22 protein-coding genes are annotated in these 24,369 nt (G+C 72.3%); 8 read left to right on the top strand and 14 right to left on the bottom strand.

Going from position 1 to position 24,369, the window contains the following annotated elements; all coding sequences use genetic code 11:
- Window positions 1-440: 440 nt before the first annotated feature.
- From BLW76_RS12080 to leuC, 3 genes are all read right to left on the bottom strand, one after another.
- Window positions 441-1,274, bottom strand: a complete 834-nt coding sequence (locus tag BLW76_RS12080) for an HU family DNA-binding protein (RefSeq protein WP_091306329.1) — start codon at window positions 1,272-1,274, stop codon at window positions 441-443.
- Between the two features lie 213 nt (window positions 1,275-1,487).
- A complete protein-coding gene (leuD, locus tag BLW76_RS12075) occupies window positions 1,488-2,090 on the bottom strand; it encodes a 3-isopropylmalate dehydratase small subunit (protein ID WP_091306327.1) in 603 nt (200 codons plus the stop codon).
- A 21-nt stretch (window positions 2,091-2,111) separates the two neighbouring features.
- Complete coding sequence (gene leuC, locus BLW76_RS12070) at window positions 2,112-3,545, bottom strand: 3-isopropylmalate dehydratase large subunit (protein ID WP_091306325.1); 1,434 nt, start codon at window positions 3,543-3,545, stop codon at window positions 2,112-2,114.
- A 143-nt stretch (window positions 3,546-3,688) separates the two neighbouring features.
- Between leuC and BLW76_RS12065 the strand changes: the two genes are divergently transcribed.
- The 4 genes from BLW76_RS12065 (at window position 3,689) to BLW76_RS12050 (ending at window position 5,942) form a co-directional block, all read left to right on the top strand.
- Complete coding sequence (locus tag BLW76_RS12065) at window positions 3,689-4,390, top strand: IclR family transcriptional regulator (RefSeq protein ID WP_167384584.1); 702 nt, start codon at window positions 3,689-3,691, stop codon at window positions 4,388-4,390.
- A gap of 93 nt (window positions 4,391-4,483) precedes the next feature.
- Window positions 4,484-4,738: a hypothetical protein gene (locus BLW76_RS12060; RefSeq protein ID WP_091306320.1), complete on the top strand. Its 255-nt coding sequence runs from the start codon at window positions 4,484-4,486 to the stop codon at window positions 4,736-4,738.
- 53 nt (window positions 4,739-4,791) lie between these two features.
- Window positions 4,792-5,376, top strand: coding sequence for a hypothetical protein (locus BLW76_RS12055; RefSeq protein ID WP_091306318.1), 585 nt, complete (start codon window positions 4,792-4,794; stop codon window positions 5,374-5,376).
- A gap of 65 nt (window positions 5,377-5,441) precedes the next feature.
- Window positions 5,442-5,942, top strand: coding sequence for a hypothetical protein (locus tag BLW76_RS12050; RefSeq protein WP_091306316.1), 501 nt, complete (start codon window positions 5,442-5,444; stop codon window positions 5,940-5,942).
- Between the two features lie 62 nt (window positions 5,943-6,004).
- Here BLW76_RS12050 and BLW76_RS12045 read toward each other — a convergent pair whose 3' ends face one another.
- Genes BLW76_RS12045 through BLW76_RS12030 form a run of 4 tightly spaced genes read right to left on the bottom strand, consistent with a single transcriptional unit; the run spans window position 6,005 to window position 13,314 of the window.
- Entirely contained in the window at window positions 6,005-6,976 is a 972-nt protein-coding gene (locus BLW76_RS12045; RefSeq protein ID WP_091306314.1) for a hypothetical protein, read from the bottom strand.
- The gene (locus BLW76_RS12040; protein WP_167384583.1) at window positions 6,973-10,374 is read right to left on the bottom strand and encodes an AAA family ATPase; all 3,402 of its coding nucleotides are present in this window, start codon (window positions 10,372-10,374) and stop codon (window positions 6,973-6,975) included. Before BLW76_RS12040 ends, BLW76_RS12045 begins: the two co-directional genes overlap by 4 nt.
- A 1-nt stretch (window position 10,375) precedes the next feature.
- The gene (locus tag BLW76_RS12035) at window positions 10,376-11,536 is read right to left on the bottom strand and encodes an exonuclease SbcCD subunit D (protein ID WP_091306312.1); all 1,161 of its coding nucleotides are present in this window, start codon (window positions 11,534-11,536) and stop codon (window positions 10,376-10,378) included.
- A gap of 35 nt (window positions 11,537-11,571) precedes the next feature.
- Complete coding sequence (locus BLW76_RS12030; protein WP_091306311.1) at window positions 11,572-13,314, bottom strand: ATP-binding protein; 1,743 nt, start codon at window positions 13,312-13,314, stop codon at window positions 11,572-11,574.
- Window positions 13,315-13,992: 678 nt separating this feature from the next.
- On the opposite strand from BLW76_RS12030, the gene BLW76_RS12025 reads away from it, so the two are divergent.
- The 3 genes from BLW76_RS12025 (at window position 13,993) to BLW76_RS12015 (ending at window position 16,201) form a co-directional block, all read left to right on the top strand.
- Window positions 13,993-14,664 (top strand): HU family DNA-binding protein, encoded by a 672-nt coding sequence (locus BLW76_RS12025; RefSeq protein ID WP_091306309.1) that lies wholly within the window; start codon window positions 13,993-13,995, stop codon window positions 14,662-14,664.
- Window positions 14,665-15,376: 712 nt separating this feature from the next.
- Window positions 15,377-15,562: a hypothetical protein gene (locus BLW76_RS12020; RefSeq protein WP_091306307.1), complete on the top strand. Its 186-nt coding sequence runs from the start codon at window positions 15,377-15,379 to the stop codon at window positions 15,560-15,562.
- Window positions 15,563-15,787: 225 nt separating this feature from the next.
- Complete coding sequence (locus BLW76_RS12015) at window positions 15,788-16,201, top strand: histone-like nucleoid-structuring protein Lsr2 (RefSeq protein ID WP_091306306.1); 414 nt, start codon at window positions 15,788-15,790, stop codon at window positions 16,199-16,201.
- A 135-nt stretch (window positions 16,202-16,336) separates the two neighbouring features.
- Here the strand turns inward: BLW76_RS12015 and BLW76_RS12010 are convergent, their stop codons facing one another.
- Genes BLW76_RS12010 through BLW76_RS12000 form a run of 3 tightly spaced genes read right to left on the bottom strand, consistent with a single transcriptional unit; the run spans window position 16,337 to window position 19,503 of the window.
- Window positions 16,337-16,954, bottom strand: a complete 618-nt coding sequence (locus BLW76_RS12010) for a TetR/AcrR family transcriptional regulator (protein ID WP_091306304.1) — start codon at window positions 16,952-16,954, stop codon at window positions 16,337-16,339.
- A gap of 27 nt (window positions 16,955-16,981) precedes the next feature.
- Entirely contained in the window at window positions 16,982-18,055 is a 1,074-nt protein-coding gene (locus tag BLW76_RS12005) for a hypothetical protein (RefSeq protein WP_091306303.1), read from the bottom strand.
- On the bottom strand, window positions 18,052-19,503 hold the full coding sequence (locus tag BLW76_RS12000; RefSeq protein WP_091306301.1) for an NAD(P)/FAD-dependent oxidoreductase: 1,452 nt from the start codon (window positions 19,501-19,503) through the stop codon (window positions 18,052-18,054). The genes BLW76_RS12005 and BLW76_RS12000 overlap by 4 nt, the downstream gene beginning before the upstream one ends.
- A gap of 411 nt (window positions 19,504-19,914) precedes the next feature.
- On the opposite strand from BLW76_RS12000, the gene BLW76_RS11995 reads away from it, so the two are divergent.
- Window positions 19,915-21,450: an alpha-L-arabinofuranosidase B gene (locus BLW76_RS11995; protein ID WP_091306299.1), complete on the top strand. Its 1,536-nt coding sequence runs from the start codon at window positions 19,915-19,917 to the stop codon at window positions 21,448-21,450.
- 43 nt (window positions 21,451-21,493) lie between these two features.
- Here the strand turns inward: BLW76_RS11995 and BLW76_RS11990 are convergent, their stop codons facing one another.
- The 4 genes from BLW76_RS11990 to BLW76_RS11975 form a co-directional block, all read right to left on the bottom strand.
- Window positions 21,494-21,895: an SsgA family sporulation/cell division regulator gene (locus BLW76_RS11990; protein WP_091319309.1), complete on the bottom strand. Its 402-nt coding sequence runs from the start codon at window positions 21,893-21,895 to the stop codon at window positions 21,494-21,496.
- A 108-nt stretch (window positions 21,896-22,003) separates the two neighbouring features.
- Window positions 22,004-22,264 (bottom strand): hypothetical protein, encoded by a 261-nt coding sequence (locus BLW76_RS11985; protein ID WP_091306298.1) that lies wholly within the window; start codon window positions 22,262-22,264, stop codon window positions 22,004-22,006.
- Window positions 22,261-22,791, bottom strand: a complete 531-nt coding sequence (locus BLW76_RS11980) for an RNA polymerase sigma factor (protein ID WP_091306296.1) — start codon at window positions 22,789-22,791, stop codon at window positions 22,261-22,263. The genes BLW76_RS11985 and BLW76_RS11980 overlap by 4 nt, the downstream gene beginning before the upstream one ends.
- Entirely contained in the window at window positions 22,788-24,254 is a 1,467-nt protein-coding gene (locus BLW76_RS11975) for a sodium:solute symporter family protein (protein ID WP_091306295.1), read from the bottom strand. The genes BLW76_RS11980 and BLW76_RS11975 overlap by 4 nt, the downstream gene beginning before the upstream one ends.
- Between the last annotated feature and the right edge of the window lie 115 nt (window positions 24,255-24,369).

Here is a 24,369-nt window from a genome sequence, read left to right as displayed (position 1 = left end):
GGCCGGGCGGTGGGTTGTGGATGTGTCCAGGGCGGGTCGGGCATCGGAGGGCCTGGCGCTCGCCGGTCGACCACCCAGGTGCGCCGACTCTCCAGGTGCGTGAGCCGACCTTCCCGGCACGCCGGCCAGCCACCCAGGCACGCCGGCCAACTCTCCACGTATGCGACCGACTCTGCGGCATGCCAACCGACCACCCAAGTGCGCCGGCCAACTCTCCAGGTACGCCAGCCGACCTTCCCGGCACGCCAACGAACCTTCTCGAGTGAGCTGCCGGCCTTCCGGTGCGCCGCTCGGTTTCTCCCGTACCGGCCCGGACATGCGGCAGGGCCCCGCGCACGTCGCGCGGGGCCCTGCCGAAAAGCTGCTCGCCCAACAGGGGGTCGCCCCCAGGGGACCCCCTGATTTCACGTTACCGCAGGGGTCCGACAGTTTCGGGCGGCTCAGTCCTTCTTCGCCGCGGCCGAGGTCCGCCTTGCAGGTGTCTTGGCCGCCGTGCTTGCCTTGGCCGCCGCACCGGTCTTGGCAGCTGCGCTTGTCTTGGCAGCCGCGCTTGTCTTGGCCGCTGTGGTCTTGCGAGCCGTCGTCGTCTTGGCTGCCGTGGTCTTGGCTGCCGTGGTCTTGGCCGTCGCGGGCTTGGCTGCCGTGGTCTTGCGGGCCGTCGTGGTCTTCGCGGCAGGCGCCTTCGCGGCCGTGGCCGCCTTCGCCGCCGTCGCGGGCTTCGCGGCCGTGGTCGCCTTCGCCGCCGTCGTCCTGGCTGTCGTGGCCGGCTTCGCCGCTGCTGCCCTCGTCCGGGTCGTCGCCGTCTTCGCCGCCGTAGCCGCCGTCGCAGGCTTCGCCGCCGTCGCCCTCGTCCGAGTCGTCGCCGGCTTCGCCGCCGTAGCCGCCTTCGCCGCAGCAGGCTTGGCCGCCGCCGCACGAGTCCGGGTGGTCGTCGCCGCCGTCGCCGCCGCGCGCGTTGTGCTCGTGCGCTTGACCGGTGTCGCCTTCGGGAGCTTCTTCGCTCCCGAAATCACGTCCTTGAACGTCGTCCCGGCGCGGAACGCCGGCACGTTCGTCTTCTTGACCCGGACCGCCTCCCCGGTGCGCGGGTTGCGGGCCGTCCGTGCCGCGCGGGCGCGCTTCTCGAACACTCCGAAGCCCGTGATGTTGACCTTCTCGCCCTTGTTGACCGTCCGGATGATGATGTCGACCAGACCGTCGACCGCCTCGGCAGCGGCCTTCTTGTCGCCCAGGCGCTCTGTCAGCGCCTCGATCAGCTGGGCCTTGTTGGCCATGTCCAGTCCTCCAGGAAGGCTCCACGGCCGCGTCGGCCGGCTAGCGACACGGTATTACCAACGCAGCCCAAATTCCAACGGCGTGCGGAACTTTCCCTTACCCCGGGACGGGTTCGGCACCCCACTCGAAGGGGTCCGGCAGGCCGCGGAAACCGCAGCCGTGAAAAAGGGCGGGATCCCTTGCCCTGCAAGAGATCCCGCCCCGGAAAACGATCAGCTCGCGGACACCGGCGTCGTCGTCGGCTTCCAGGAGGGGCGGCTTGCCTCGAAGGTGTCGATCTCACCGGCATGGCGCAACGTGAGAGCGATGTCGTCGAGGCCCTCCAGCAGCCGCCAGCGGACGTAGTCGTCGATCTGGAAGGGCGCGGTGAAGTCCTTGGCGCGCACGGTCTTGGTCTCGAGGTCCACCGTGACCTCCGTGCCGGGCTCGTTCTCCAGCAGCTTCCAGAGCAGCTCGACGTCGTGCTGCTCGCACTGGGCCGCCACCAGGCCGCCCTTGCCGGAGTTGCCGCGGAAGATGTCGGCGAACCGGGCGGAGATGACGACCTTGAAGCCGTAGTCCATCAGCGCCCAGACGGCGTGCTCGCGGGAGGAACCGGTTCCGAAGTCCGGGCCCGCGACCAGCACGCTTCCGTTCTTGAACGGCTCCTGGTTGAGGATGAAGTCCTCGTCGCCGCGCCAGGCGGCGAACAGGCCGTCCTCGAACCCCGTGCGGGTCACCCGCTTGAGGTAGACCGCCGGGATGATCTGGTCGGTGTCCACGTTGGACCGGCGCAGCGGGACGCCGACGCCGGTGTGCTGGGTGAACGGTTCCATGGCGATAACTCCTCGAAAAGGTCAGCGGGCGGCGGTCAGCAGGTCTTCCGGCGACGAAAGCGTGCCCCGGACGGCCGTGGCGGCGGCCACCAGCGGCGACACCAGGTGCGTCCGGCCGCCCTTGCCCTGCCGGCCCTCGAAGTTGCGGTTCGACGTCGACGCGCTGCGCTCGCCCGGCTTCAGCTGGTCCGGGTTCATGCCGAGGCACATCGAGCAGCCGGCCTGGCGCCACTCGGCACCGGCCTCGGTGAAGACCTGGTCGAGCCCCTCGGCCTCGGCGGCCTTGCGGACCCGCATCGAGCCGGGAACCACCAGCATGCGGACCGAGTCCGCCACTTTCCGACCGCGCAGCACCTCGGCCGCGGCCCGCAGGTCCTCGATCCGGCCGTTGGTGCAGGAGCCGAGGAACACGGTGTCGACGGCGATCTCGCGCAGCGGCGTGCCGGGCTTCAAGTCCATGTAGGACAGGGCCTTTTCAGCGGCGATGCGGTCGTTCTCGTCCGGGATCTGCTCCGGGTCGGGCACCTCGGCGCCCAGCGGGAGGCCCTGGCCGGGGTTGGTGCCCCAGGTCACGAACGGCGTCAGCGCGCTCGCGTCCAGGTGCACCTCGGCGTCGAACTCGGCGCCGTCGTCGGTGCGCAGCTGCCGCCAGTTCTCGACGGCGGCGTCCCAGTCGGCGCCCTGCGGCGCGTGCGGGCGGCCCTTCAGGTACGCGAACGTCGTCTCGTCCGGGGCGATCATCCCGGCGCGGGCGCCGGCCTCGATCGACATGTTGCAGACGGTCATCCGGGCCTCCATCGAGAGGGCCTCGATGGCCGACCCGCGGTACTCCAGGACGTAACCCTGCCCACCGCCGGTGCCGATCTTCGCGATCACCGCGAGGATGATGTCCTTCGCCGTGACGCCGGGGCGCAGCTCGCCGTCGACCGTGATCGCCATCGTCTTGAAGGGACGCAGCGGCAGCGTCTGGGTGGCCAGCACGTGCTCGACCTCGGACGTGCCGATGCCGAAGGCGATGGCGCCGAACGCGCCGTGCGTCGAGGTGTGGCTGTCGCCGCAGACGACGGTCATGCCGGGCTGGGTCAGGCCCAGCTGGGGGCCGATGACGTGCACGATGCCCTGCTCGGCGTCACCCATCGGGTGCAGCCGGACACCGAATTCCTTGCAGTTGCGGCGAAGGGTGTCGACCTGGGTGCGCGAGACCGGATCGGCGATGGGGAGCTCGATGTCGACGGTCGGGACGTTGTGGTCCTCGGTCGCGATGGTCAGGTCGGGGCGGCGCACCGGCCGCCCGGCCAGGCGGAGGCCGTCGAAGGCCTGCGGGCTGGTGACTTCGTGCAGCAGGTGGAGGTCGATGTAGAGCAGGTCCGGTTCGGCGCCTTCGCCTCGGCGCACGAGGTGGCTTTCCCACACCTTCTCCGCCAGCGTGCGGGCCTTGCCGGTCGGGCTGGTCATCTCCGGCTCCTTCCACGGTTCGTCGACGAACTCGGGCGCGCACCTGCGGAATTCGGGTGCGAGCCGCGAAGGAGGGGCGCAGCTCGAGTTCAGGGTTTCCCAGATACTGGACTTCCCAAAGTGCGGGACGCTAGTATCGGTTCGTGGGACAGCATAGCGGTATCGGAGTACTGGACAAAGCAGTGGCCGTCCTGCAGGCGGTCGCGGACGACCCCTGCGGCCTCGCGGAACTGTGCACGCGGACCGGCCTCCCCCGGGCCACCGCGCACCGGCTCGCGGTCGGCCTGGAGGTGCACCGGCTGCTGCGCCGCGGTCCGGACGGCCGCTGGCGCCCCGGTACGGCGCTGGCCGAGCTCGCCGGCGGTTCGACGGACCCGCTCCTCGACGCGGCGGGCGTGGTGCTGCCGAAGCTGCGCGACGTCACGGGCGAAAGCGTGCAGCTGTACCGGCGCGACGGCGTCCAGCGCGTGTGCGTCGCGACGGCGGAGCCGCCGAGCGGCCTGCGCGACACCGTGCCGGTGGGGTCCCGCCTGCCGATGACGGCCGGCTCGGGCGCGAAGGTGCTCGCGGCCTGGGCCGACCCGCACACGCAGCGCACGATCCTGACCGACGCGGTCTTCGGCGAGCGGACGCTCCTGGAGGTACGCCGCCGTGGCTGGGCGCAGAGCGTGGCCGAGCGCGAGCCCGGAGTGGCGAGCATCTCGGCCCCGGTGCGCGACTCGGCGGGCACGGTCGTCGCGGCCGTGTCGGTGTCGGGCCCGATCGAGCGGATCGGCCGCAAGCCCGGCGCGCGGTGGGCGGCCGACCTGCTCGCCGCGGCCGACGCGCTGCAGGAACGGCTCTGAGCCTGCCCCCGTTCGGGTGACCGTGGGCGAAGTGGCGTATTCGGTGACCGCGGCCACGTCTCCTCATAGTCGGCACCACAGAGGGGGATGACCATGGACACCGAACTGAATCGCCGGGCGATGGCGATGCTGCGGGCCGTCGGGGCCGGGCGGGCCGAACTCACCTGCAGCTGTGAGCCCGACCTGCGGGTCGACGGCCTCCCGTGCTGCGACCAGGCCACCGCGCACCAGCTCGCGCGAGCCGGGCTGATCCGGGCCGCCCGGGTCGTCGCCGTCGGCCAGTGGACGCGCGCCGAACTCACCGAAGCCGGCCGCCGGGCACTCGGCGGCACGCTCGCCGCCGCCTGACGCAACCTTCCGGGCCCCTCGCGCGTGTACCGGCAAACACGAGGGGATTCGGAATGAAGATCACTGCCGCTCTGCTCGGCGCCTGCCTGCTGCTGACCGCGTGCGGGACCAAGCCCGCCGCGCCGGCGCCGCCGCCTGCCGCCCCGCAGCCGAGCCCGGTCCAGACCATCACGGTCGAGCCGACCGCCGACCCGGCGGCCGTCAGCTGGATGGACGGCTTCTGCTCCGCCGTCAACGGCTACCGGGAGCGCACCAACCGGGAAACCGAGACCGGCCCGTCGCCCAAGACGATCGCCGAAGCGCAGAAGGCGCTCAGCGCGTCGCTGGGCGGCATCGCGGCCCGCACCGGCGAGACGGTGGACAAGCTGACCGCGCTGCCGCCCGCGCCGGTGCCGCTCGCCGAGACCGTGCGGCAGGGCTTCCTCGCGAAGTTCACGAAGGCCCGCGACCGCGCCACCGAGGCGAAGACCAAGCTCGACCGCGCGAAGCGGGGCGACGAAGCGTCCCAGGGCCCGGCCGGCGACGCCGTCGAGCAGGCGCAGCGGGACCTCGACGGCACCTACGACCCGGTCGGCGCCGTGACGGCAGCCCCGGAGCTGATGACGGCCGCCGCGACCGCGCCCGGCTGCAAGGGCTGAGACCGCGGCTCAACCGTTTCCCCGGCTCGAGCGTGGGGGGAGCACAACGAGAGGGGACGGAAACCATGGTCAAGAAAACCCTGATCGGCCTGCTGGCCGCGAGCGCGGCGACACTCGCCCTGTCGGCCCCGGCCAGTGCGGCCGACGAGGTCTGGTGGAGCCTGACCCGGCAGGTCGAACCCGGCGGCCGGATCGACGCGCAGGTGTACTCGGGGCTGGGCCACGGGTGCACGCCGGCCGGGCCGGTCACGTCGGCGGGCTTCACGTCTCCGATCACGATGGTCGGCATGGGCAACTGGGGCCGGATGGGCGGCAGCACGACGGCGATCCGGCGGCCCGGCAAGTACACGGCGTCGTTCCCGTGCTCGGACGGCCGCAAGGCGGTCGAGTCCTTCACGATCACGGGCACCCCGCCGCCCACCACGACGAAGCCCCAGCCGCCGACGACGAAGCCGAAGCCGCCCACCGCCAAGCCGAAGCCGCCGAAGCCGGCCAAGCCCGCGAAACCGCAGGTCGCGGTCAAGCCGGCGGGGGCACCGCAGACCGGAGACGGCTCGCGGAGCTGACCCTCCACACCGGACACCCGGGGCGGCGCATCCCCAGTCCGCCGCCCCGGGGCCCCAGGCTGTCAGCGGGCCGCGGCCAGCCGCAGCGCCCGGTAGACGAACTGCTGGTCACCGAGGCGGTGGCGCAGGTCGCGCTCGAGCCCGGCGATCGGGTAGAGGTTCTGCGGCGCCCGCGAATCCTTGTAGGCGACCGACGCGAACCGCCCCAGCACGGACTGGGTCACGTTCGCCAGCTCGGCGACCTGGTCGCGGCCGAGGTGCGGCGCCGCCTCCACCCGCACGACCCCGGACCACGGCGGGCCGCCCGCCGACGGCAGCCGCAGGTACCAGGAATGCCGGACCCAGGTCGTGCCCATCAGGAACACCGGCGTCCGCTGGTGCGGGCCGAGCCTGCCGACCATGGCGTTGAGCTCGCCGGGCAGGTACGTCGTCTGGTGGCTCTTGATGAACCCGACGGCCCGGTCGAGGTGCGCCCGGCCGCGCAGCGGGCCGTCCACCACGAGCAGGTCGTCGCGCGCGTGGCCCGCCGTGCGCGCCCTGATCGCCGTTTCCTCCTCGGCCAGCGCCAGCTGCTCCTGCAACGCCGAGGACAGCACCACCGGCAGCGGCTTGTCCTCCTTGGCCGCCGCGCGGTGCGCGATGTAGGTGCCGGCCGGGGTGACGATGTCGTCGGCCTGCGGGGCGACGGTGAACAGCCCGCGCCGGACGTCGGTGCCCACGACGTGCGCCTGCCCCTCGCAGCAGCACACGACCCCCGCCGCGTAGGACGCGCAGATGCCGATGGACGCCGAGTTCGTGCCCTCCGGGTCGTCGATCCAGACCCGCGCGTCGATCCGCCGGACGCCGTCGACGAACAGCACGGCCTCCGGCGGTGTCACCGCCGACGGGTCGATCGGCGCCCACTCGGCCTCGGGGACCTCGACGTCGAGCTCGACCTCGGCCTGGGAGCGGCCGAGTTCCTCGGCCTCCATCGAGCTGCCGTAGCCCGGGTCCCAGGCGTCGATGCTGAAGTTCATCCCCGCCACTGCCGTCATGCGCCCTCCCTGGCGATGTGCGAGCCGGTGCCGTCGCGGGTGACCAGGAACCGCACCGGGACGCGCTCGGCGAGCGCCGGCACGTGCGTGATGACCCCGACCATCCGGGAGCCGGACGCGGCGAGGTTCTCCAGAGTGGACGCCACGACGTCGAGGGTGGCTTCGTCGAGCGTGCCGAAGCCTTCGTCGAGGAAGATCGATTCCAGCCGGGTCGCGCCTTCGGCCGCCATGGCCCCCAGCTGTGAAGACAGCGCGAGAGCGAGCGCCAGCGACGCCTGGAACGTCTCACCGCCGGACAGTGTCTTGACCGGGCGCCGGGCGTCGGCCTCGTTGTGGTCCACCACCAGGAAGTCGCCCTTGTCGTGGGTCAGCTCGAACTGGCCGCCGGACAGTTCGAGCAGCGACGCCGACGCCTCGGCCACCAGCGTGTCGAGCGCTCCGGCGATCAGCCAGCGCGGGAACTTGTCCGAGCGCAGCTGATCCGCGAGCAGCCGCGCGACCTGGGCTTCGGACTCCGCGGCCGCGATGTCCTCGTGCAGCCCGGCCACGTGCGCGACCCGCCGTTTCAGTTCGGTGTGGTCGGCTTCGGCACGGGCGCGCGCGGCCGCGACGGCGACCGGGACGCGGTCGCGCACCGGCCCGTCTGCCGCGGCGACCCCGAGCGCGGTGACGTCGTCGGCGACCGCGCGTTCGGCCGCCTGCAACGCTTCGGCGGCTTCGCCCTCGGCGGTCTTCGCGACGGCCAGCCGCTCGCGGTGGGCGTTCGCCTGGCCGGCGGCCCAGTCCGTGAGCGCGGTCCAGGCGTCGAGCAGGCTTTCGCCGTCGATCGGCGGAGCGCCCAGGCCGACCAGCGGGTCGCGGGCCCGGGACAGTTTCTGCCGTTCGGCGTCGACCTGCTTCACGATGTCCGCCTGGCTCTCCGTGGCCTGTTTCGCGGTCGCGCGGGCCGTCCGCAGCCCGGTGTCCGCGGTTTTCGCGGCCTGCTCGAGTTCCGCCACGCGGGCGAGCTGCGCGGTGACCACGTCGGCCGCCGGTGCGCCGTCGAGGGTCGCCGCGAGTTCCGCCTGCCGTTGCCGGGCGGCCGCCAGTCCGGTGTTCGCCGCCTGCTCGGCCAGTCCCGTGTCGACCGCCCGGGTGCGCCGCTGTTCGGCGTCCCGCTCGGCGGTCCGGAAGTCCTCCGCCGCCACGACGGCTTCCTTGCCCGCGGCTTCGGCGGCCGCTTCGAGGGCGGCCAGCACGGTGCGCCGTTCGGCCAGCGCGGAAGCCGCCCACGTGGTGAGGCGCTGCCACCCCGCCGGGACGTCGTCGCCGTCGAGCGCCGGCGCCCCCAGCTCCACCAGGGGATCGCGGGCCGCCCGCAAGGCCTCGCGGGCCGCCGCGAACGACTTCGCCACGACCTCGGCCTCCTGCTGCGCCTTCGTGCGTTCGGCACGGGCCGCGGCCAGTTCCGCGTCGGCGGCGCGTGCGGCTTCGGCGACGCGGGTGCGGCCGTCGATCGTCTTCGACAGCCACTCGCCGCGTTCGCGCACGGCGGCGACGAGATCCGCGTAGTCCTGCTCGGAAAAAGCCGCTTCGACCGGCCGCAGCAGCACCGCGGACCCGGGTGGGCCCGCCACTTCCGCCAGGACCGCACGCAGTTCTTCCGCCTGCGCGGCCGCCGACGCGGCCGAGTCGGCGTCGCGGTCCACGGCCCGCTCCAGGGTGCGCACGCCCGATTCGGCCGCCGCACGGCCGCGTTCGGCGTGGTCGACGCGTTCGCGGGCCTCGGCAAGGTGGGCGTGGCCGCCGGTGTCCGGCAGGGCCGTGACTTCCTGCTCGCACACCGGGCACGGGTGCCCGACGGCGAGCCCGGCCCGCAGCACCAGGGCCTGCCCGGCCCGCTCGGCTTCGGCCAGCGCCGTCTTCGCCGCGGCGAGTTCGGCGTCGGCGGCGGCGAGGGCCGCGCGCGCCGTTTCGAGCTCGGCCCGGCGCGCGGCCTGCTCCGGCGCGGCTTTGCGCTGCGCGTCGCAGATCGTGTAGAGCGTGCGGGCATCGGAGCGCGCGGCCGCGAGCGGAGCGACGTCGGGCTGCGCTTCGAGGGCCTGGCGTGCTTCGGCGTCGGCGGTCTCCGCGGCCTGCAGGCGCGCTTCGGCGGCCGCCGTGCGCTTCGCCACCCTCGCCGATTCCGCCGACAGGTCCCCGAGATCCGCCGGCGGCCGCAGGCCGGCGAGCCTTTCCCGGTTCTGCCGGGCGCGCGCGGCTTCGGCGGCGGTGTCCTCCGCCGCCCGGGCCGTCCGGTCCCGGTTCTCCCGGGCCGCGTCGAGGACGGACACCGCTTCGCGCGCTGCCGTGGCGGCAGCTTCCTTCGCCTGCTTCGCCGCTTTAGCTGCTTCGTCGAGGCGCGGGAGTGCCTGCTCGAGGTCGGCGAGTTCGGTGCGAGCGGCCCGGATCCGTTCCAGCTCGCCCCGGTCGGGTGCCGCGGCGAGCGCGGCCCGGGCGGCTTCGTCCGCCGTTTCCGCCGTCTCCAACGCGGTGCGGGCGGCCGTGGCCGCGTCCGCTGCCGCGCGTCGCCGGCTTTCGAGGTCTTCGACACCGTCCGGGCGTGCTACCCCGTCGAGGATTTTCAGTTCACTCGTGAGCGCGACGACGCGTTGGCGGGCTTCGTCGTGCGCGCGGGTGGCGTCGGTCAGCCCCGGCAGGGCCGCGTTCACCCGCGCGTCCAGCTCTTCCAGCGCCGTCATCCGCGCGGCCAGCCCGGCGACGGCTTCCTCGGTGGCGTCGGCGTAGCTGCCCAGCTGTTCGGTGAGCACGGCGGCGCGCTGCTTCTGCTGCTCCGCCGTCACACCGGCCCGGCGGCCGATCCGCTCGTAGACCTCCAGGCCCAGCAGCTTGATGAGGATCTTCTGCCGGTCGGCGGCCTTCGCGTGCAGGAACTCGGCGAAGTCGCCCTGGGGCAGCGCCACGCAGGTGCAGAAGTGCTTGAACGTCAACCCGAGCAGGCGTTCGACCGCCGGGGTGACCTCGGAGTCCGCGGCGACCGGATCGGCGTCGTCCTCCGGGCCGCCGGACGCGGTGGGGTCGACGAGCCGTTCCAGGCGGACGTTCTTGACGCTGACCGTGGGTTTCTTCCCGCCGCTGCGCCGGACTTCCCGCACCACGTGGTAACGCGCGCCGCCGGCGTCGAAGACCAGCCGCACGGTCGCGCGGTTGACCGTCGGGGCGAGCGCGGGCGCGACGAGACCTTCGTGGTCCCAGCGGGCGACCGAGCCGTACAGGGCGAAGGTGAGCGCGTCGATGACTGTGCTCTTGCCCGCGCCGGTCGGCCCGACGAGCGCGAAGTAATCGGTGTCCTCGAAGCTGATCTCGGTCTTCTCGCGGAAGGACGCGAAGCCGGTCATCTCCAGCAGCACTGGCCGCATGTCACACCCCGCTCGTCTCTTCGTCGTGCAGCCGCGCGAAAAGTGCCTGCACGCGCTTGTCTTCGATCGTGCGTTCGACGCAGTAGCTCGCGAACAGCTCCCCGGGCGAACGGTCGGCGACCGCGCGGTCGCCGTTCGACGTCGTCACCGGCGCGGCGAACTCCGGGTCGATGCGGATTTCCAGGGCGTTCGGCAGGGCTTCCTGGATCTCCTCGCGCAGCCCGGCCCTGGTCGGTTCGCGGAGGTAGACGCGGAGGTAGTCCTCGCCGAACTCCGCGGCGCGCGCGGTCAGTTCCGCCACCGTGCCGTGCACCGTGCGCAGCTTCCGCCCCGCTTTCAGCGGGATGTCGGTGATCTTCGCCGGTGTCGTGGGGCTCACTTCCACCGACAGCACGACACTCGTGTTGTCCTGCTCGCCGAAGTCCACGGCGAACGGCGAACCGCTGTAGTGCACCGGGCACGCGGCGGGCAGCGACTGGCGCCGGTGCAGGTGGCCGAGGGCCACGTAGTGCGGGTCGGCGCCGAACGCCGTGGCGGGCACGTGGTACTCGAAGATGGACTGCGCCGCGCGTTCCCCGCCGCCCATCGTCCCGCCGGTCACCGTCAGGTGCGCCATGACGAGGTTGACCGCGCCGGGCGTGAACCCCGTCTTGAGGTGGGCCAGGATGTCGCGCACCCGCTGGTCGTACTCGCCGACGTTGTCCGCCGGGGTGCCGGTGAGCAGCTCCGCGGCGCGGACCGCGTAGCGCTGGGAAAGGAAGGGCAGCACGGCGACGTTGACGCGCTCGCCCGTCGAACGCGCGTCGAACGAGAAGACACCGCCGTCGTGGACCGGGCGGGGATCGCCGGTGAGCTGGATGCCCGCCGCTTTGAGCAGCGGGCGGTACGCCTCGAACGTCGCGGCGTGGTCGTGGTTCCCGGCGATGGCGACGACCTCGGCACCGGTTTCGCGCAGCGCCATCAGCGCCCGCACCACGAGTTCCTGCGCGGCCGCCGACGGCGCCGACGTCTCGTACAGGTCGCCCGCGACGAGGATCGCGTCGAACTGCTCCTCCCGCGCGATCCGGACGACCTCGCCGAGCACGGCCCGCTGCTCGTCGAGGCGGTTGCGCCCCTTGAGCGTCTTGCCGATGTGCCAGTCGGAGGTGTGCAGGAACTTCACACTTCGTCCTTCCGTTCGGGTGGTGGGCGGTGGGTTCAGAACGGCGGCGGGTCGTCACCGAAGGGATCGCTGCCGCGTGAAGGGAGGCCGGCGAAGGGATCGCTCTTCTTCGACGTGGCTGTGGTCGCCGGGATCGCCCCGGCCTCGGAAAGCCGCGTGGCCCAGGCGGGGAACGGGAAGCCGACGGCGATCGGCACCGGGATCTCCGGCTGGCTCACGAACATCGTGCCCGGCGTGGCCAGGGTGGCGCGCACCCGCTGGCTGGCCGGGAGGAAGCCGTACTCGGGCCGCGATGCCTCGGCGGCGTCGAGCCGGCCGACGATGCGGACCGAGCTGTTGCTGACGATCCGGCGCTCGACCTCGCTGGCCGTCTGCTGCGCACCGATGAGGATGACGCCGAGGGACCGGCCGCGCTCGGCGATGTCCAGCAGCACCTCCTTGATGGGGCTGCTGCCTTCGCGCGGCGCGTACTTGTTGAGCTCGTCCAGCATGGTGAACAGCAGCCCGCCCGGGCCGGCCGCTTCCTTGCGCGCGGTCTCCGCGGCCAGCGTCACGCCGACGACGAACCGCTGCGCGCGCTCGACGAGGTTGTGGATGTCCACCACGGTCACCTGCTGGTTTTCCGTGGACAACCGGCGCGCGGGGTGGTCGGCGAGGTCGCCGCGGATGAGCCCGGACAGCGCGCGCTGGCTCGAGCGCAGGCGGCGGATGAAGGCGTTGACCGTGCCCGCGCCGGTGACCGCACCCGCCCAGCTCGCCCGGGTTTCCTCGTCGGTGACGCGGTCGCAGATGACGTCGACGAGTTCGGCGTAGGTGCGGCACAGCTGCCCGTCGACGTTGGCGGCGCCGTCCTTGCCCGCCGGGGTGCTGTCGAGGCGCAGGCGGTTCGCGACCTGGTGGATGACCATCGTGTACTGGTTGCGCTCGTCCTCGGCGTCGGCGAAGACGTAGGGCAGCAGGTCCTGGGCGCAGAACTCCGCGATGGTCCACCAGAACGCGCCCACGCCCGAGGTCCGCCCGGTCACGTAAGGCTTCCCCGTGGTGTCCGACGGCGTGGGCGGCGCGTAGAACCCGACGGACGCGAAGGGCTCCGCGGGCAGGCCCAGCTTGAGGTATTCGCCGGTGAGCTTCTCGTCGAGGTGGACGTTCGGGGTGTCGAGGAACAGCAGGTCCTCGCCCTTGACGGAGAAGACGAGGGCCTTGGCGTTGTGGGCGTTGGGCAGGGCGCCGCCGCGGAAGATCGAGTGCAGCAGGAACAACGCGAACGACGTCTTGGTGGCCACGCCGGAGACGCCGCTGATGCTGACGTGCGCGCCGCGGGTGCCGTCGAGGAAGTCCATGTTGAGGTAGACGGGTTCGCCGTCCCGGCCCAGGCCGACCGCCACCTGGCGGGTCATGTTGTCGAAGTACAGCGCCTGCGCGCGATCCTCCCCCACGGCCCGCCGGACCTGGCTGCCCGGCTTGGGCGGCACGTAGCACTCGGGCTCGACGCGGGTGGTGGCGATCTCGGCGATCTCCTGCACCTGGGCGGGCAGGACCCCGTCGGAGATCAGGAAGACGTCGCTGCCGAAGCTGGCGCCCTCGTGGCGCGCGGTCACCTGCGTCACGACACCGTAGGAGGTGACTTCGCCGAGACCGGGCAGTTCCCGCCGGGTCACGACGACGTCGTCGAGCTGCAGATAGGCATCCGGGTCGACGGCCACGCAGAACTGCAGCGGCGTCGAGTCCTCCGTGCCGGCCACCCGGCCGACCACGGTGGTGAGCGTCTCCTGGTCCACGGTTCTCCCTGTCTCACCCGGCTGTCCCACCCGGCGCTTCCTCCCGCGGCAGAGTAGCCCGCCGGTACGACAGTCCCGCGCCCAACACGGCGTTGCTCCCGCGGTGTCCGCGCAGGCCAAGACTGCGCCGAACGAGTGAGTTCACCCTTCGGGGAGGGCCTTTCGTGCCCGCCACAGGGCATTCCGGGCGGACCGGTTGCGCCGCAAACGCCGTGCCCCGGGCGGGTGCGGCGGCACGGCCCGCCGCTTCCGCCTGCCGCCACGGCGAAGCGGTGCCGGGCGGGCCCGCGATCCCCCGCCGCTGCGCGGGATGCCGGGCTTCGCGGGCGGCTTCGCGGACAGGCGCAGGGGGTGGGCGGGCTCGGGGTGGGCTCGGCCACACGCCCGCGACACCCCGCTCCGGCGTGTCGCGGGAAAAGTTCTCCGGAAGGGCCTCGGGTCCTATATGGACGACCACTGTGGACGGCACCCGCAGGGTATTTCCCCTGCTCAGGGGCGTGCCGGGGGTCCGCCTCCCGTTCCGGGCGCCGTCCGGCGGCGGGCTGTGCGGGGCCGGAACCCGCCCCCGCACAAGGAAAAAATTCGACCCCCGGTTGGATTTTGTGCGGTATTGGTAATACCGTGTGCAGTGTCGGCCGAGATGGGCCGTGACTAGTAGTTCCACTATGGAGGACTGGAATGACGAACAAGGCCCAGCTGATCGAGGCGCTGTCGGAGCGTCTGGGCGACAAGAAGGTGGCTTCGCAGGCCGTTGACGGTCTGGTCGACATCATCATCCGGACGGTCAACAAGGGCGAAAAGGTCAACATCACCGGCTTCGGGGTGTTCGAGAAGCGCGCCCGCGCCGCTCGCACCGCCCGCAACCCGCGCACCGGTGAGGCCGTCCGCGTCAAGAAGACCAACGTGCCCGCCTTCCGCGCCGGCACCACCTTCAAGGACGTCATCTCCGGCACCAAGAAGCTCCCGAAGGCCACCCCGGTCAAGCGCGCCACCGCGGCGACGTCGACCCGCGCGACGGCCACGAAGACGGCGGCCGCGGCGGCCCCGGCCAAGGCCACCACCACCCGCACCACCCGTGCGGCGGCGGCCAAGCCGGCCACCACGCGCTCGACCACGACCCGCACCCGCACGGCGGCCGCGAAGCCGGCGGCCAAGGCCACCGCCACCAAGGCGGCCCCGAAGGCGGCCGCGGCGAAGACCACGGCGGCCAAGGCCACCACGGCGAAGGCGACCACCACGCGGGCGAAGACCGCCGCCGCCAAGCCGGCCGCGACCAAGACCGCCGCCGCCAAGAAGCCGGCCGCCGCCAAGGCCCCGGCCAAGCGCACCTCCGCCGCGAAGAAGAAGTAACACCCCTCGCGACGATCGGAAGGGCCCCGCACCTGCCTGGTGCGGGGCCCTTCCGGCGTTCGCGGGCCGAGCAGGCCGGGCTGCCCGCCGCTGGGGCCCTTTCGGCAATCTCGGGCCGAGCAGGCCGATCCGTCCGCCGCTGAGCCGCTTGGCGCGGGCGCCCTTCCAGCATTCCCGGCCCAAGCCGGCCGAGTTGCCCGCCGCCGAGCCGCCTGATGCGGGGCCCTTCCGGCGTTCTCGGGCCGAGCAGGCCGGGCTGCCCGCCGCTGAGCCGCTTGGCGCAGGCGCCCTTCCAGCATTCCCGGCCCAAGCCGGCCCCCGCCGCCGATCCGCCTGCCGGCGCCGGTCGCGTGCAGATCCCCGCTGAGATCGCCACTCCCGGCTTGCCGACCGCAGATGGCCCGCAGGCACCGCCGACCGCCCCAGCGCCGCTCTCGGGCGTCTTGAACACCGTCCACCAGCCGCGCTTCCAACCCTCGCCCAGTAGATCGGGGAACCAACCCACCGCCGTTTCCCGCCGCATTCCCCGGTCGCGGAACCGGTCCCGGTCACCTCCCCACCCGATCCTGTGCCCGGCCCCGAAGAATTCACCGCCGCCACACGTTGGGGTGAACGCTCCCCCATCCTTTCCCCCGCAGGCTGGCGACGGTTGCCTTCGCGGCTTCGCGGGTAGCCGTCCCGCAGGGAACTCAATCGATCGCAAGGAGTCGCGATGACGGAGAACGAAAACGCCCCCGAAGCGGACCTCGCCCACAGCCGGCAGCTCATCAAAGAGGCAAAAGAAGCCGCCGAGCAGGCCGAACTGGCCGATCCCGCCGAAGGGGCCGCCGACGAGGCGCTCGCCACCGATCCGCCCTACCACCACGGTGAGCAGGGCTCCACGCCGTCCGGAACCTAGATTCCCGGCGCGATTCCGCCGTCGTTCCGGACGAAAGGGCACGACCCCGCCGGAACGCCGGCGGGCCGGCCCCAGTCCTATCAGGACCACCTCCGTTCCGCGAAACCAGGAGGAAATTGCCGTACGTCTCCCCGGGTGGATACACTCCACCGAAGAACGCCGACCATTGTGCAACTTGTCACACGTCGCGTTCCCCGGACGCACATCCAGCTGAGGAGCATTCACGTGGCCCAGAAAGTCCTCGTCGAGATCCTGGACGACATCGACGGCAGCACCGCCGCCCAGACCGTTCAGTTCGGCCTCGACGGCGTCACCTACGAAATCGACCTTTCGGACGAGAACGCCACCGCCCTGCGCGACGAACTGGCCCGCTACATCGCGGCCGGCCGGCGCATCGGCGGCCGCAAGGTCCGCGTCGCCACCGGCCAGTCGACCACGACCAGCACCACCGACCGCGAGCGCAACCAGCAGATCCGCGCCTGGGCCAACGCGAACGGCTACGAGGTCTCCGAGCGGGGCCGCCTCTCCTCCGAGGTGATCGCCGCCTACGAGCAGGCCCAGGTCGAAGAGGCCGAGGCGCCCGCCGCCCCGCCGCGCAAGCGTGCCCCGCGCAAGAAGGTCGCCGCCGCCAAGAAGTAACGCGGTGGCCGCCAGATCACTGGGGAGAGATCACGGCAAGGCCGGTGGCGAGGGCTGAGTCCCTCGCCATCGGCATTTCACCCCGGACGTGGGAGGCGTCACAGCACCCCGCGTTGTCAGGAATTGTCAGCGCATTCAGCGCAACGTTTCCGGAATCCCGCGCAGCGCCGGCCCGATCCACCGGCGGACGAGCGCGCGCAGCTTGTCGTCGGTCAACGGCGGCGTCGAGGGGTACTGCAGGAACGACAGGAACAGCCGCATCAGGACCTCGGCCAGACCCCGGAGGTCCTCGTCGGAGGCGATCCCGGCGGCCGGCCAGTCCACCGGCAGGTTGCGGAGGATCCGCGCGCCGTAGGAAAACGCCAGGGGCGAAACGACGCCGTCGGTGAAGAAGTCCGCTTCGCCCGCCTGCAGGAGCAGGCCCATGTGCGGCTCGCCGGGCAGCGTCCGGACGGCGAACACCACCGACTCCACCGCGGCGTCGACCGCGGTCCCGAACGTGGCCAGGTGCCGCTCCATCCGCCCGGCGAACTCCTCGACCCCGGCCAGCGCCACCGCGCGCAGGATGTCCTTCAGGCCCGGGAAGTAGCGGTAGACGGTCTGCCGGGTGACGCCCGCCTCGGCGGCGACGTCGGAGAGGCTCGTCTTGGCCAGGCCGACGCGGTCGAGGCACGCCGTCGCCGCTTCGACGATCCGGCGGCGTGCCTCGTCTTCGGTGCCGGGCGGGTTGCCCTGCCAGCCGTGGTGCCCCATGCCACCCATCTTCCCCGAGCGGGCCGCTCAGCCCGGGACAGGGGCGCGGTCCCTGCGGTACAGCGCGACCAGCAGCAGGCCGGACCCGGCGAAGCAGGCGAGCGCGTACGGCCCGCTGCCGATCGGGGTGCCGTCCGCGGTGACGCCGTCTCGCGCGGCCAGATACCCGGGCAGGGCCGCCAGCCAGCACACCGCCATTCCGCCCAGATAAAGGGCCGGGTAGTAGCGCGCGAAGGCCGTCAGCGGCTCGCGTGGTTCCCCGGACCGCAGGTGCGCGACGACGATGCCGATGCCGGCCAGCCACAGCAGGCCCAGTTCGACGCCGAGGATCCACGCCCGCGCCGTGAGGTTCTCGCCGGCGAAGCTCGACGGGATCCCGGCGATCGCCATGGTCGGCGGCGTGAGGACGCCGGCCAGCAGGATGCGCAGGGGCAGCCACCGTCGCGGCGGGCCACCCGTCAGGCGCACGACGAGGTAGGTCATCGCGGCCATCGAGACGGAAGCGAACAGCAGCATGCTGTTGAGCGGCACCGACGCCAGCGCCGGGTGGTTGACGAGCGTGTTGGCCGGGTTCCACGCCCACCACTTCAGCTGCGGGCCGACGTGGTCGAAGACCTCGTAGAACACCTGCAACACGAACGCCACGGCCACCGCACCGCGCAGCGGCCCGCGCCGGAAGAGCCCGAGCGAACGCACGACCTCGTAGGCGAGCTGGCTGATCACCGGGTAGAACGCCACGATGTAGAGCGGCAGGCGGTCCGCCATGAACTGCACGGTGAAGAGGTTGTGGGCGAAGATGAAGCCGTACAGCCGGTCGAGGCCGAACCACTCCGGGAAGTACAGCGGCGGCTCGGTGACGAAGAGGTAGACCAGCGAAGCCCACCACAGCGCCAGGTTCACCGGATCGCCCGCGCGGTACCGGCGGAGGGCGTGCACCAGCGCGAACACCGCGCCGCCGACGATCAGCACCTCCAGCAGCGGCATCGTCCAGTGCGCGAGCGCCCACGGCGGCCGCACCGAAACCACCGGCGCGACGTCGTGGCAGTCGAAGCCGAGCCCGCGGGTGACGGCTTCGGCGTCGGGCCCGCACGCCGTGCTCATCGCGCGGTCGCCGTCGAATAGTCGTGGGCAGGCGGTTCCGCCTGGGGGTCGAACCCGAACGGCACGCGGTGCCTGCCCAGCGCCGCGCGGACGCGGTAGCGCACCAGCCCCGCGAGGACACGCGGGTTGCGCAGCATCTGCCCCAGCGACTCGTCCAGGTTGAACACCTTGGCGAAGTGCTCGTCGACCACCTCGTCCTCGCGGGCCGCGCCGACGACGAGGCTGAACGCCGGAGCCGACATCGCCGCGACGAGGCGCCGCCGCCACTCCGGCAGCTGTTCGGTCCCCACTGCGCACGCATACCCCTGGTCGCGGGCCATCGCCAGGGACCACGGCACGCGCAGCAATCCGCGTTGCGCGGCGAAGAAGCGCGCGGAGAACTTCGCGTCGAGCCGCTGGGCGCGGGACAGGTGCTCGCGCAGCAGCAGCGCCGAGGCCGACGCGGAACTGATCCCCTGGGCGTAGAAGGGGTTGAACGCGCAGATCGAGTCGCCGACGAAGACCAGGCGTCGCGCCCGCGTGCGCAGGCGGTCGTAGCGGCGCCACTTGTTGCCGGTCGAGCGGGTGAGGTGGACCGGCGAGGCGGGCTCGCAGCGGTCCATGGCGTCGGCGAACAACGGTGTGCGCACCCGGCGCGCCGTCTCGACGAACGCGTCGGTGGTGCTGGGCATCTCCAGTCCCCACGAGCCCATGCAGGCGATGACGCGGTTGCCTTCGATCGGGAAGAAGTTGACGAGGAACTCGTGCTCGGCCGGGTGTTCGCCCTTGTCCGGCGTCGGCATGATGACCAGGTGCCGCCACCACCAGGACGCGGGGCGTTCGGCGGGCAGGTCGTACCAGCGCGAGGTGTAGGTGACCTTGGCGTCGAGGGTCTGCACCGGCGGCTCTGGCCAGCCGGCGGCCGCCAGCCAGCCGGAAACCGGGGAGCCGCGGCCCATCGCGTCCACGACGAAGTCGGCGTCGACGTGCTCTTCGCCGTCGGCGGCCGAGAACCCGACGCCGGTGACCTCGCCGTCCGCGGTGGTCAGGCCGCGCACCGCGACCCCCTCGCGGACGACGACGTTGGCCAGCTCGCGCACCTTGTCGCGCAGCACGCGCTCGATGAGGATCCGCGAGCCGTAGACCATCGTCATGGCGCTGCGCTTGCGGGCCGACCAGCCCGGCCCGTCGAGGTAGGCGGCGTCCATGGACGGCATCAGCAGCAGCCCGCCTGCCGCGATGAGGTCGTCTTCGAAGCCGGGGAACAGCGCGCCGATCGCGCGCCGCCCCGAGTTCAGCAGGAAGTGCGGGTGCTTGCTCTGCGGGACGCCGCGGCGGTGTTCGGCGCCGTCGGGCAGTTCGTCGCGTTCCAGCACCAGCACGCGGTCGAAGTGCGGGGCGAGCGCGCCGGCCGCGCAGAGACCGGCGGCACTGCCCCCGAGGACGACGGCGGTCTTGCCGAGCCGCATGCGGATCAACTCCCGTCATTCATACAAAGAAACACCGAATGTATGAATGACCATCGGACGTGTCAACCCCTCCCTCGCGTCCACAATGGACATCGAAGTCCGATTGGCCGCGGATTTCCGAATACGCTCGAGTTTGCCGATCGGGCTTCTGTTGCCAAACAGGGAACTCGCCATCTAAGCTTTCCCCAGCTCAATTGTTAGCGCTAACACTCTGCAGTGCCGCAGGGAGGTTTTTGATGCTGCCCGCCGTCGCCGGTTCGCCCTGAGCCTTGCTTCACCCCTGATCACGGGCCCGGCCGACCGCTTCCCCGTGATCTTTCCCCGCATTCCGGATGATTTCGCACGCCGCCATCACGGAATCGCTTCGCCCTGCATTCTTCCCGGTCCCCACCTCGAAACGGAGAGCTTTTCATGTTCGCTCGCAGAACCGCAGCACTGCTGGCCGGCGGAGCGCTGGTGCTCGCCGCCACCGTCCTGACCGCCGGTCAAGCCGCCGAGGCGGCCACGTCGCTGCCGTGCGACATCTACGGCGCCGCGGGCACCCCCTGCGTCGCCGCGCACAGCACCACGCGCGCGCTGTACGCGTCCTACAACGGCCCGCTGTACCAGGTGAAGCGGGCGTCCGACGGCGCCGTGGCCGACGTCGGGCTGCTCGCCGCCGGCGGGTACGCCGACGCGGCCGCGCAGGACGCCTTCTGCAGCTCCACGACGTGCGTCATCACCGTCATCTACGACCAGTCGCCGCGGCACAACGACCTGTTCGTCGAGCCGGCGGGCGCGGCGGGCCCCGCGAACTCCGGCGTGCCCGCGGACGCGCTGCCGATCACGGCGGGCGGCCACGCGGTGTACGGCGCTTCGTTCTCGGGCCGGATGGGCTACCGGCACACCGCGGCGGCCGGCGTCGCCGTCAACGGCCAGGCCGAAGGCATGTACATGGTGACGTCCGGGACCCACGTCAACAACCGGTGCTGCTTCGACTACGGCAACGCCGAGGTGTCGATCGCCGACACCGGCAACGGCCACATGGACGCGATCAACTTCGGCACCGAGTGCTGGTTCTCCCCCTGCGTCGGCCAGGGCCCGTGGGTGCAGGCCGACCTGGAGAACGGGCTGTTCCAGTCCGACGCCGGGCCGAGCAAGAACAGCTCCTCCACCGGCAACGCGGCGCCGTTCGTGACCGCGTTGCTGAAGAACAACGGGCAGAACTTCTTCGCCACGAAGGACGGCAACGCCCAGTCCGGCGGCCTCGCCACCCGGTATGCGGGCCCGGAGCCGACCCAGCCGGGGTATTCGCCGATGCACCAGGAGGGCTCGATCGTCCTCGGCACGGGCGGCGACAACAGCAACGGCTCGATCGGCTCGTTCTTCGAGGGCGTGATGACGAGCGGCCTCCCGGCCGACGCGGCCGACAACGCGGTCCAGGCCGACATCGTCTCGGTCGGCTACGGCGGCCCGAGCCCGGTGGCCGGCGGCACGCTGACCCCCGGCTCGACGATCTCCCTGCGCGCCACGACGGCCTGCTGCACCACGCGGTACATCCGGCACCAGTTCGACGACGCCGTCACGTCGGTGGTGAGCTCGGCGAGTTCCGCGCTGGACAAGAGCGACGCGTCCTGGATCGTGCGCCGCGGCCTGGCGAACCCGTCGTGCGTGTCGTTCGAGTCACGCAACTACCCGGGCGACTTCCTGCGCCACTTCGACTACCAGCTCCTGCGCCAACCGATGGACGGCACGGCGATCTTCCGCGCCGACGCGACGTTCTGCCCGCAGGCGGGGAAGAACGGCCAGGGCACGTCGTTCGCGTCGTTCAACTACCCCGACCGCTTCATCCGCCACTACGACAACACGGTGTACATCGCGAGCAACGGCGGCTCCGACACGTTCGACGCCCCGGCCTCCTGGGCCGACGACGTCAGCTGGGCGGTCACCGCGCCCTGGACGCCGTAGTTCCGGGCTGCCCGCGGAACCGTTCCCCCGTGCGGTTCCGGCGTCATTCCGCGGTCAGCTTCGCCAGTTCCCGGTCGAAGTCGAAGGCCCGGCTCTCCTCCCCCCGCGGCAGGGCCTCACACGTGCGATAGAGAAAGTCGACGATCTCGGCGGTGTTCGCCTCCAACTCGACGTGCCCGTCCGGCGACCGCAGCTCCACCACGGTCACGGCCGGATCGGCCGCGGGCGCGACCCGGACGTCGCCGAGCCCGGCCGGGGCGTGCAGGCCGTCGATGAGCAGCTCCCGCGCGGCGAGCCACTCGACCGGTCCGCGTCCGGTGTGGAGGGTCAAGGCGACCGCGTAGGGCTCCCGGCTGTCGTACCCGAGGTCGGCCCGCAGGGAGGCCGCGCCGCCACGCACCTCGAGCACGAGGATCGCCTTGATCACGGTGAACTCGGAACCCAACGCAACGACCTCCACCCGGCGGCACCCGACCACCGCCAGTGTCGGCCGATCGGGCACCGGCCGCCAACCGGACGCGTCCTTTTCCGCAGGGTGCGGAACACGCCTCCGTCAGCGCACGGCGCTCGTCGGCTCGGTGAAGATGGCGCCGGTGCCCGCCGGGGCCTGGTTGAGGACCCACAGGCCGAGCACCACCGCCACGGTGAACACCAGCGCGACCAGCAGGGCCAGCACGACGCGGCGGCGGCGTTCGCGGCGGAGCCAGTCGCCGCGGGCCGTGCGGTAGGCGTCCGGGGCCGGGTGGACCCCGCCCGCCAGCGTGTCGAGTGTTTCGCGCAGGCGGCGTTCCATGTCCTCGGGGACGGTGTTCATCGCCGGGCCTCCATTCGCTGCGTCAGCGCGGCCATCCCGCGCGCGGCGTGGGTCTTGACCGACCCCGGGGAGATGCCCATCGCCGCCGCGATCTCGGTCTCCTTCAGGCCCTGCCAGTACCGCAGGACGAGCGCTTCCCGTTGCCGCGCAGGCAGTTCGCGCAGCACGCCGACCAGGGCGCGCTGGTCGTCGCGCAGCAGCACGGAGTCCTCCGGCGAGGCCACCGGTTCCACCCGCAGCGCCGGGGTGTTGCGGCGGACGACCTGCAGGTGGCGGATCCGCATCCGGGTGAGGTTGCAGATGATCGACCGCAGGTACGCCTCCGCGGCCCCGGCGTCGCGGACCTTCCGCCACTTCCGGTAGATCTGGTAGTACGCCTCGGCCACGACGTTCTCCGGATCGTCGGCCCCGAGCAGGGCGGCGAGCCGCAGCATCGCCGGGTAGTGCAGGTCGAACAGCCGGGCGACACCCGCCTCCCGCTCGTCGTCGGTCACGGGCGCCACCGGCCGGGACTCGGTCCGTCTCATGGGTTCACTCCGCTCTCGGGGGAGTTCTTCGTGGTCACGAGCAGCGCCGTCGCGGCGAAGGTGACGGCCAGGTTGAGGACCAGCGCGACGACGCCCGCGTAGACGCCGACCGGCCCGATCGCCACCACCGGCGAAAACCCCGCGTGCACGACGGCGAACGTGCCGCCGGCCATCCCCGCGGCCCAGCCCGCCAGCAGCGCCCGGTGCGGCGGCCGCCGGCCGGCCAGGCCGAGGACCACCGCCGGGAAGATCTGCAGGATCCACACCCCGCCCAGCAGCTGGAGGTTGATGGCGTCCTGGTCGCGCAGGCCGAAGACGAACGCGATGGCACCGGCCTTCGCGGTGAGGGAAACGGCTTTCGCGATGCGCACCTGGCGCTTGGGGGTCGCGGTCGGGTGGAAGTACTCGACGTAGACGTTGCGGACGAACGACGTCGCGGCCGAGATCGACATGACGGCGGCCGGGACGAGCCCGCCGACGACGAGGGCGCCGAAGACGAGCCCGGCCACCGGTGCCGGCAGCACGCGCTCCACCAGCAGCGGAACCGTGGCCTCCGCGCCGCCGGGAGCCGGGCGCACGCCCGCGGCGTACGCGGCGACGCCGAAGAAGGCGAACACCGCGAGGATCGCCGTCCAGGCGGGCAGCGCGACCGAGGCCCGGCGCAGGGTGTCACGGCTGTTCGCGGCGAACCCCGCCGTGAGCACGTGCGGGTACATGAACAGGGCGAGCGCCGAGCCGAGCGCGAGCGTGGCGTACGCCGGCTGCTGGGCGGGGGTGAGCAGGAGCGCCCCGCGTTCGGCGGCCGCGTCGAAGATCTCCCCGGGCCCGCCGGTCTTCCCCAGGACGAACCCGAGGACGACGACGGCCGCGCCGAAGACCGCCGCGGTCTTGAACGCCGAGATGACGGTGGGTGCCCGCAGGCCGCGCTGGTACGTCGCCACCGCGAGCCCGGCGAAGAGCGCCACCATCACCAGGTCGCCGGCCGCCGACCGGGCGGGCAGCCCGGCCGCGACCAGGACCGCGCGGATGCCGACCAGCTGGAGCGCGAGGTACGGCATGGTCGCGAGGATGCCCGTCAGCGCCACGACGAGCGCCAGCGCCGACGAGCCGTACCGGCCGCGGACGAAGTCGGCGACGGTGACGTGGCCGTGCTCGCGCGCCACCGCCCACAACCGCGGCAGGAGCCCGAAGGCCAGCGGGCAGATGATCACCGTGTAGGGCAGTGAAAAGAAAGCGGGTGCCCCGGTGGCGAACACCAGCCCGGGCACGGCGATGAACGTGTAGGCCGTGAAGATCGTGCTGCCGAGCAGGAACCAGGTCCACACCGGACCGAGCCCGCGGTCGGCCAGCGCCCAGCCGTCGAGGGTGGGCAGGTCTTCGGTGCGGTGGAACCGGCGGGCGGCCACCGCGAGCAGGGACGCCCCGCCGACGACGGCGAGCGCCGCCATGAGGTCTCCCGACATCGGTCACCGCCTTCGGCACGCCCGCTCTTGCCTGTCAGTTGCCGGACCACCGGATCCGGAGGACAGGGATTCGCGGAAATCTTTCGCCGGGCACGCGTGTCCACCGGAACCGCGG

It is taken from the genome of Amycolatopsis tolypomycina, assembly GCF_900105945.1.
In the GTDB taxonomy this organism is placed as follows: domain Bacteria; phylum Actinomycetota; class Actinomycetes; order Mycobacteriales; family Pseudonocardiaceae; genus Amycolatopsis; species Amycolatopsis tolypomycina.
The sequence above is the reverse complement of the archived record's forward strand: the minus strand, read 5'-3'. Positions and strand labels throughout refer to the sequence as shown.

What these genes read in the sequence shown, in the direction of transcription:
- BLW76_RS12010 (WP_091306304.1), bottom strand. Translation starts at nt 16,954, where the DNA reads ATGGGGCACCACGGCTGGCAGGGCAACCCGCCCGGCACCGAAGACGAG.
- BLW76_RS12050 (WP_091306316.1), top strand. Translation starts at nt 5,442, where the DNA reads ATGGTCAAGAAAACCCTGATCGGCCTGCTGGCCGCGAGCGCGGCGACA.
- BLW76_RS11995 (WP_091306299.1), top strand. Translation starts at nt 19,915, where the DNA reads ATGTTCGCTCGCAGAACCGCAGCACTGCTGGCCGGCGGAGCGCTGGTG.
- BLW76_RS11985 (WP_091306298.1), bottom strand. Translation starts at nt 22,264, where the DNA reads ATGAACACCGTCCCCGAGGACATGGAACGCCGCCTGCGCGAAACACTC.
- leuD (WP_091306327.1), bottom strand. Translation starts at nt 2,090, where the DNA reads ATGGAACCGTTCACCCAGCACACCGGCGTCGGCGTCCCGCTGCGCCGG.
- BLW76_RS12020 (WP_091306307.1), top strand. Translation starts at nt 15,377, where the DNA reads ATGACGGAGAACGAAAACGCCCCCGAAGCGGACCTCGCCCACAGCCGG.
- leuC (WP_091306325.1), bottom strand. Translation starts at nt 3,545, where the DNA reads ATGACCAGCCCGACCGGCAAGGCCCGCACGCTGGCGGAGAAGGTGTGG.
- BLW76_RS11975 (WP_091306295.1), bottom strand. Translation starts at nt 24,254, where the DNA reads ATGTCGGGAGACCTCATGGCGGCGCTCGCCGTCGTCGGCGGGGCGTCC.
- BLW76_RS12045 (WP_091306314.1), bottom strand. Translation starts at nt 6,976, where the DNA reads ATGACGGCAGTGGCGGGGATGAACTTCAGCATCGACGCCTGGGACCCG.
- BLW76_RS12055 (WP_091306318.1), top strand. Translation starts at nt 4,792, where the DNA reads ATGAAGATCACTGCCGCTCTGCTCGGCGCCTGCCTGCTGCTGACCGCG.
- BLW76_RS12025 (WP_091306309.1), top strand. Translation starts at nt 13,993, where the DNA reads ATGACGAACAAGGCCCAGCTGATCGAGGCGCTGTCGGAGCGTCTGGGC.
- BLW76_RS12000 (WP_091306301.1), bottom strand. Translation starts at nt 19,503, where the DNA reads ATGCGGCTCGGCAAGACCGCCGTCGTCCTCGGGGGCAGTGCCGCCGGT.
- BLW76_RS12040 (WP_167384583.1), bottom strand. Translation starts at nt 10,374, where the DNA reads ATGCGGCCAGTGCTGCTGGAGATGACCGGCTTCGCGTCCTTCCGCGAG.
- BLW76_RS12080 (WP_091306329.1), bottom strand. Translation starts at nt 1,274, where the DNA reads ATGGCCAACAAGGCCCAGCTGATCGAGGCGCTGACAGAGCGCCTGGGC.
- BLW76_RS12060 (WP_091306320.1), top strand. Translation starts at nt 4,484, where the DNA reads ATGGACACCGAACTGAATCGCCGGGCGATGGCGATGCTGCGGGCCGTC.
- BLW76_RS12005 (WP_091306303.1), bottom strand. Translation starts at nt 18,055, where the DNA reads ATGAGCACGGCGTGCGGGCCCGACGCCGAAGCCGTCACCCGCGGGCTC.
- BLW76_RS11980 (WP_091306296.1), bottom strand. Translation starts at nt 22,791, where the DNA reads ATGAGACGGACCGAGTCCCGGCCGGTGGCGCCCGTGACCGACGACGAG.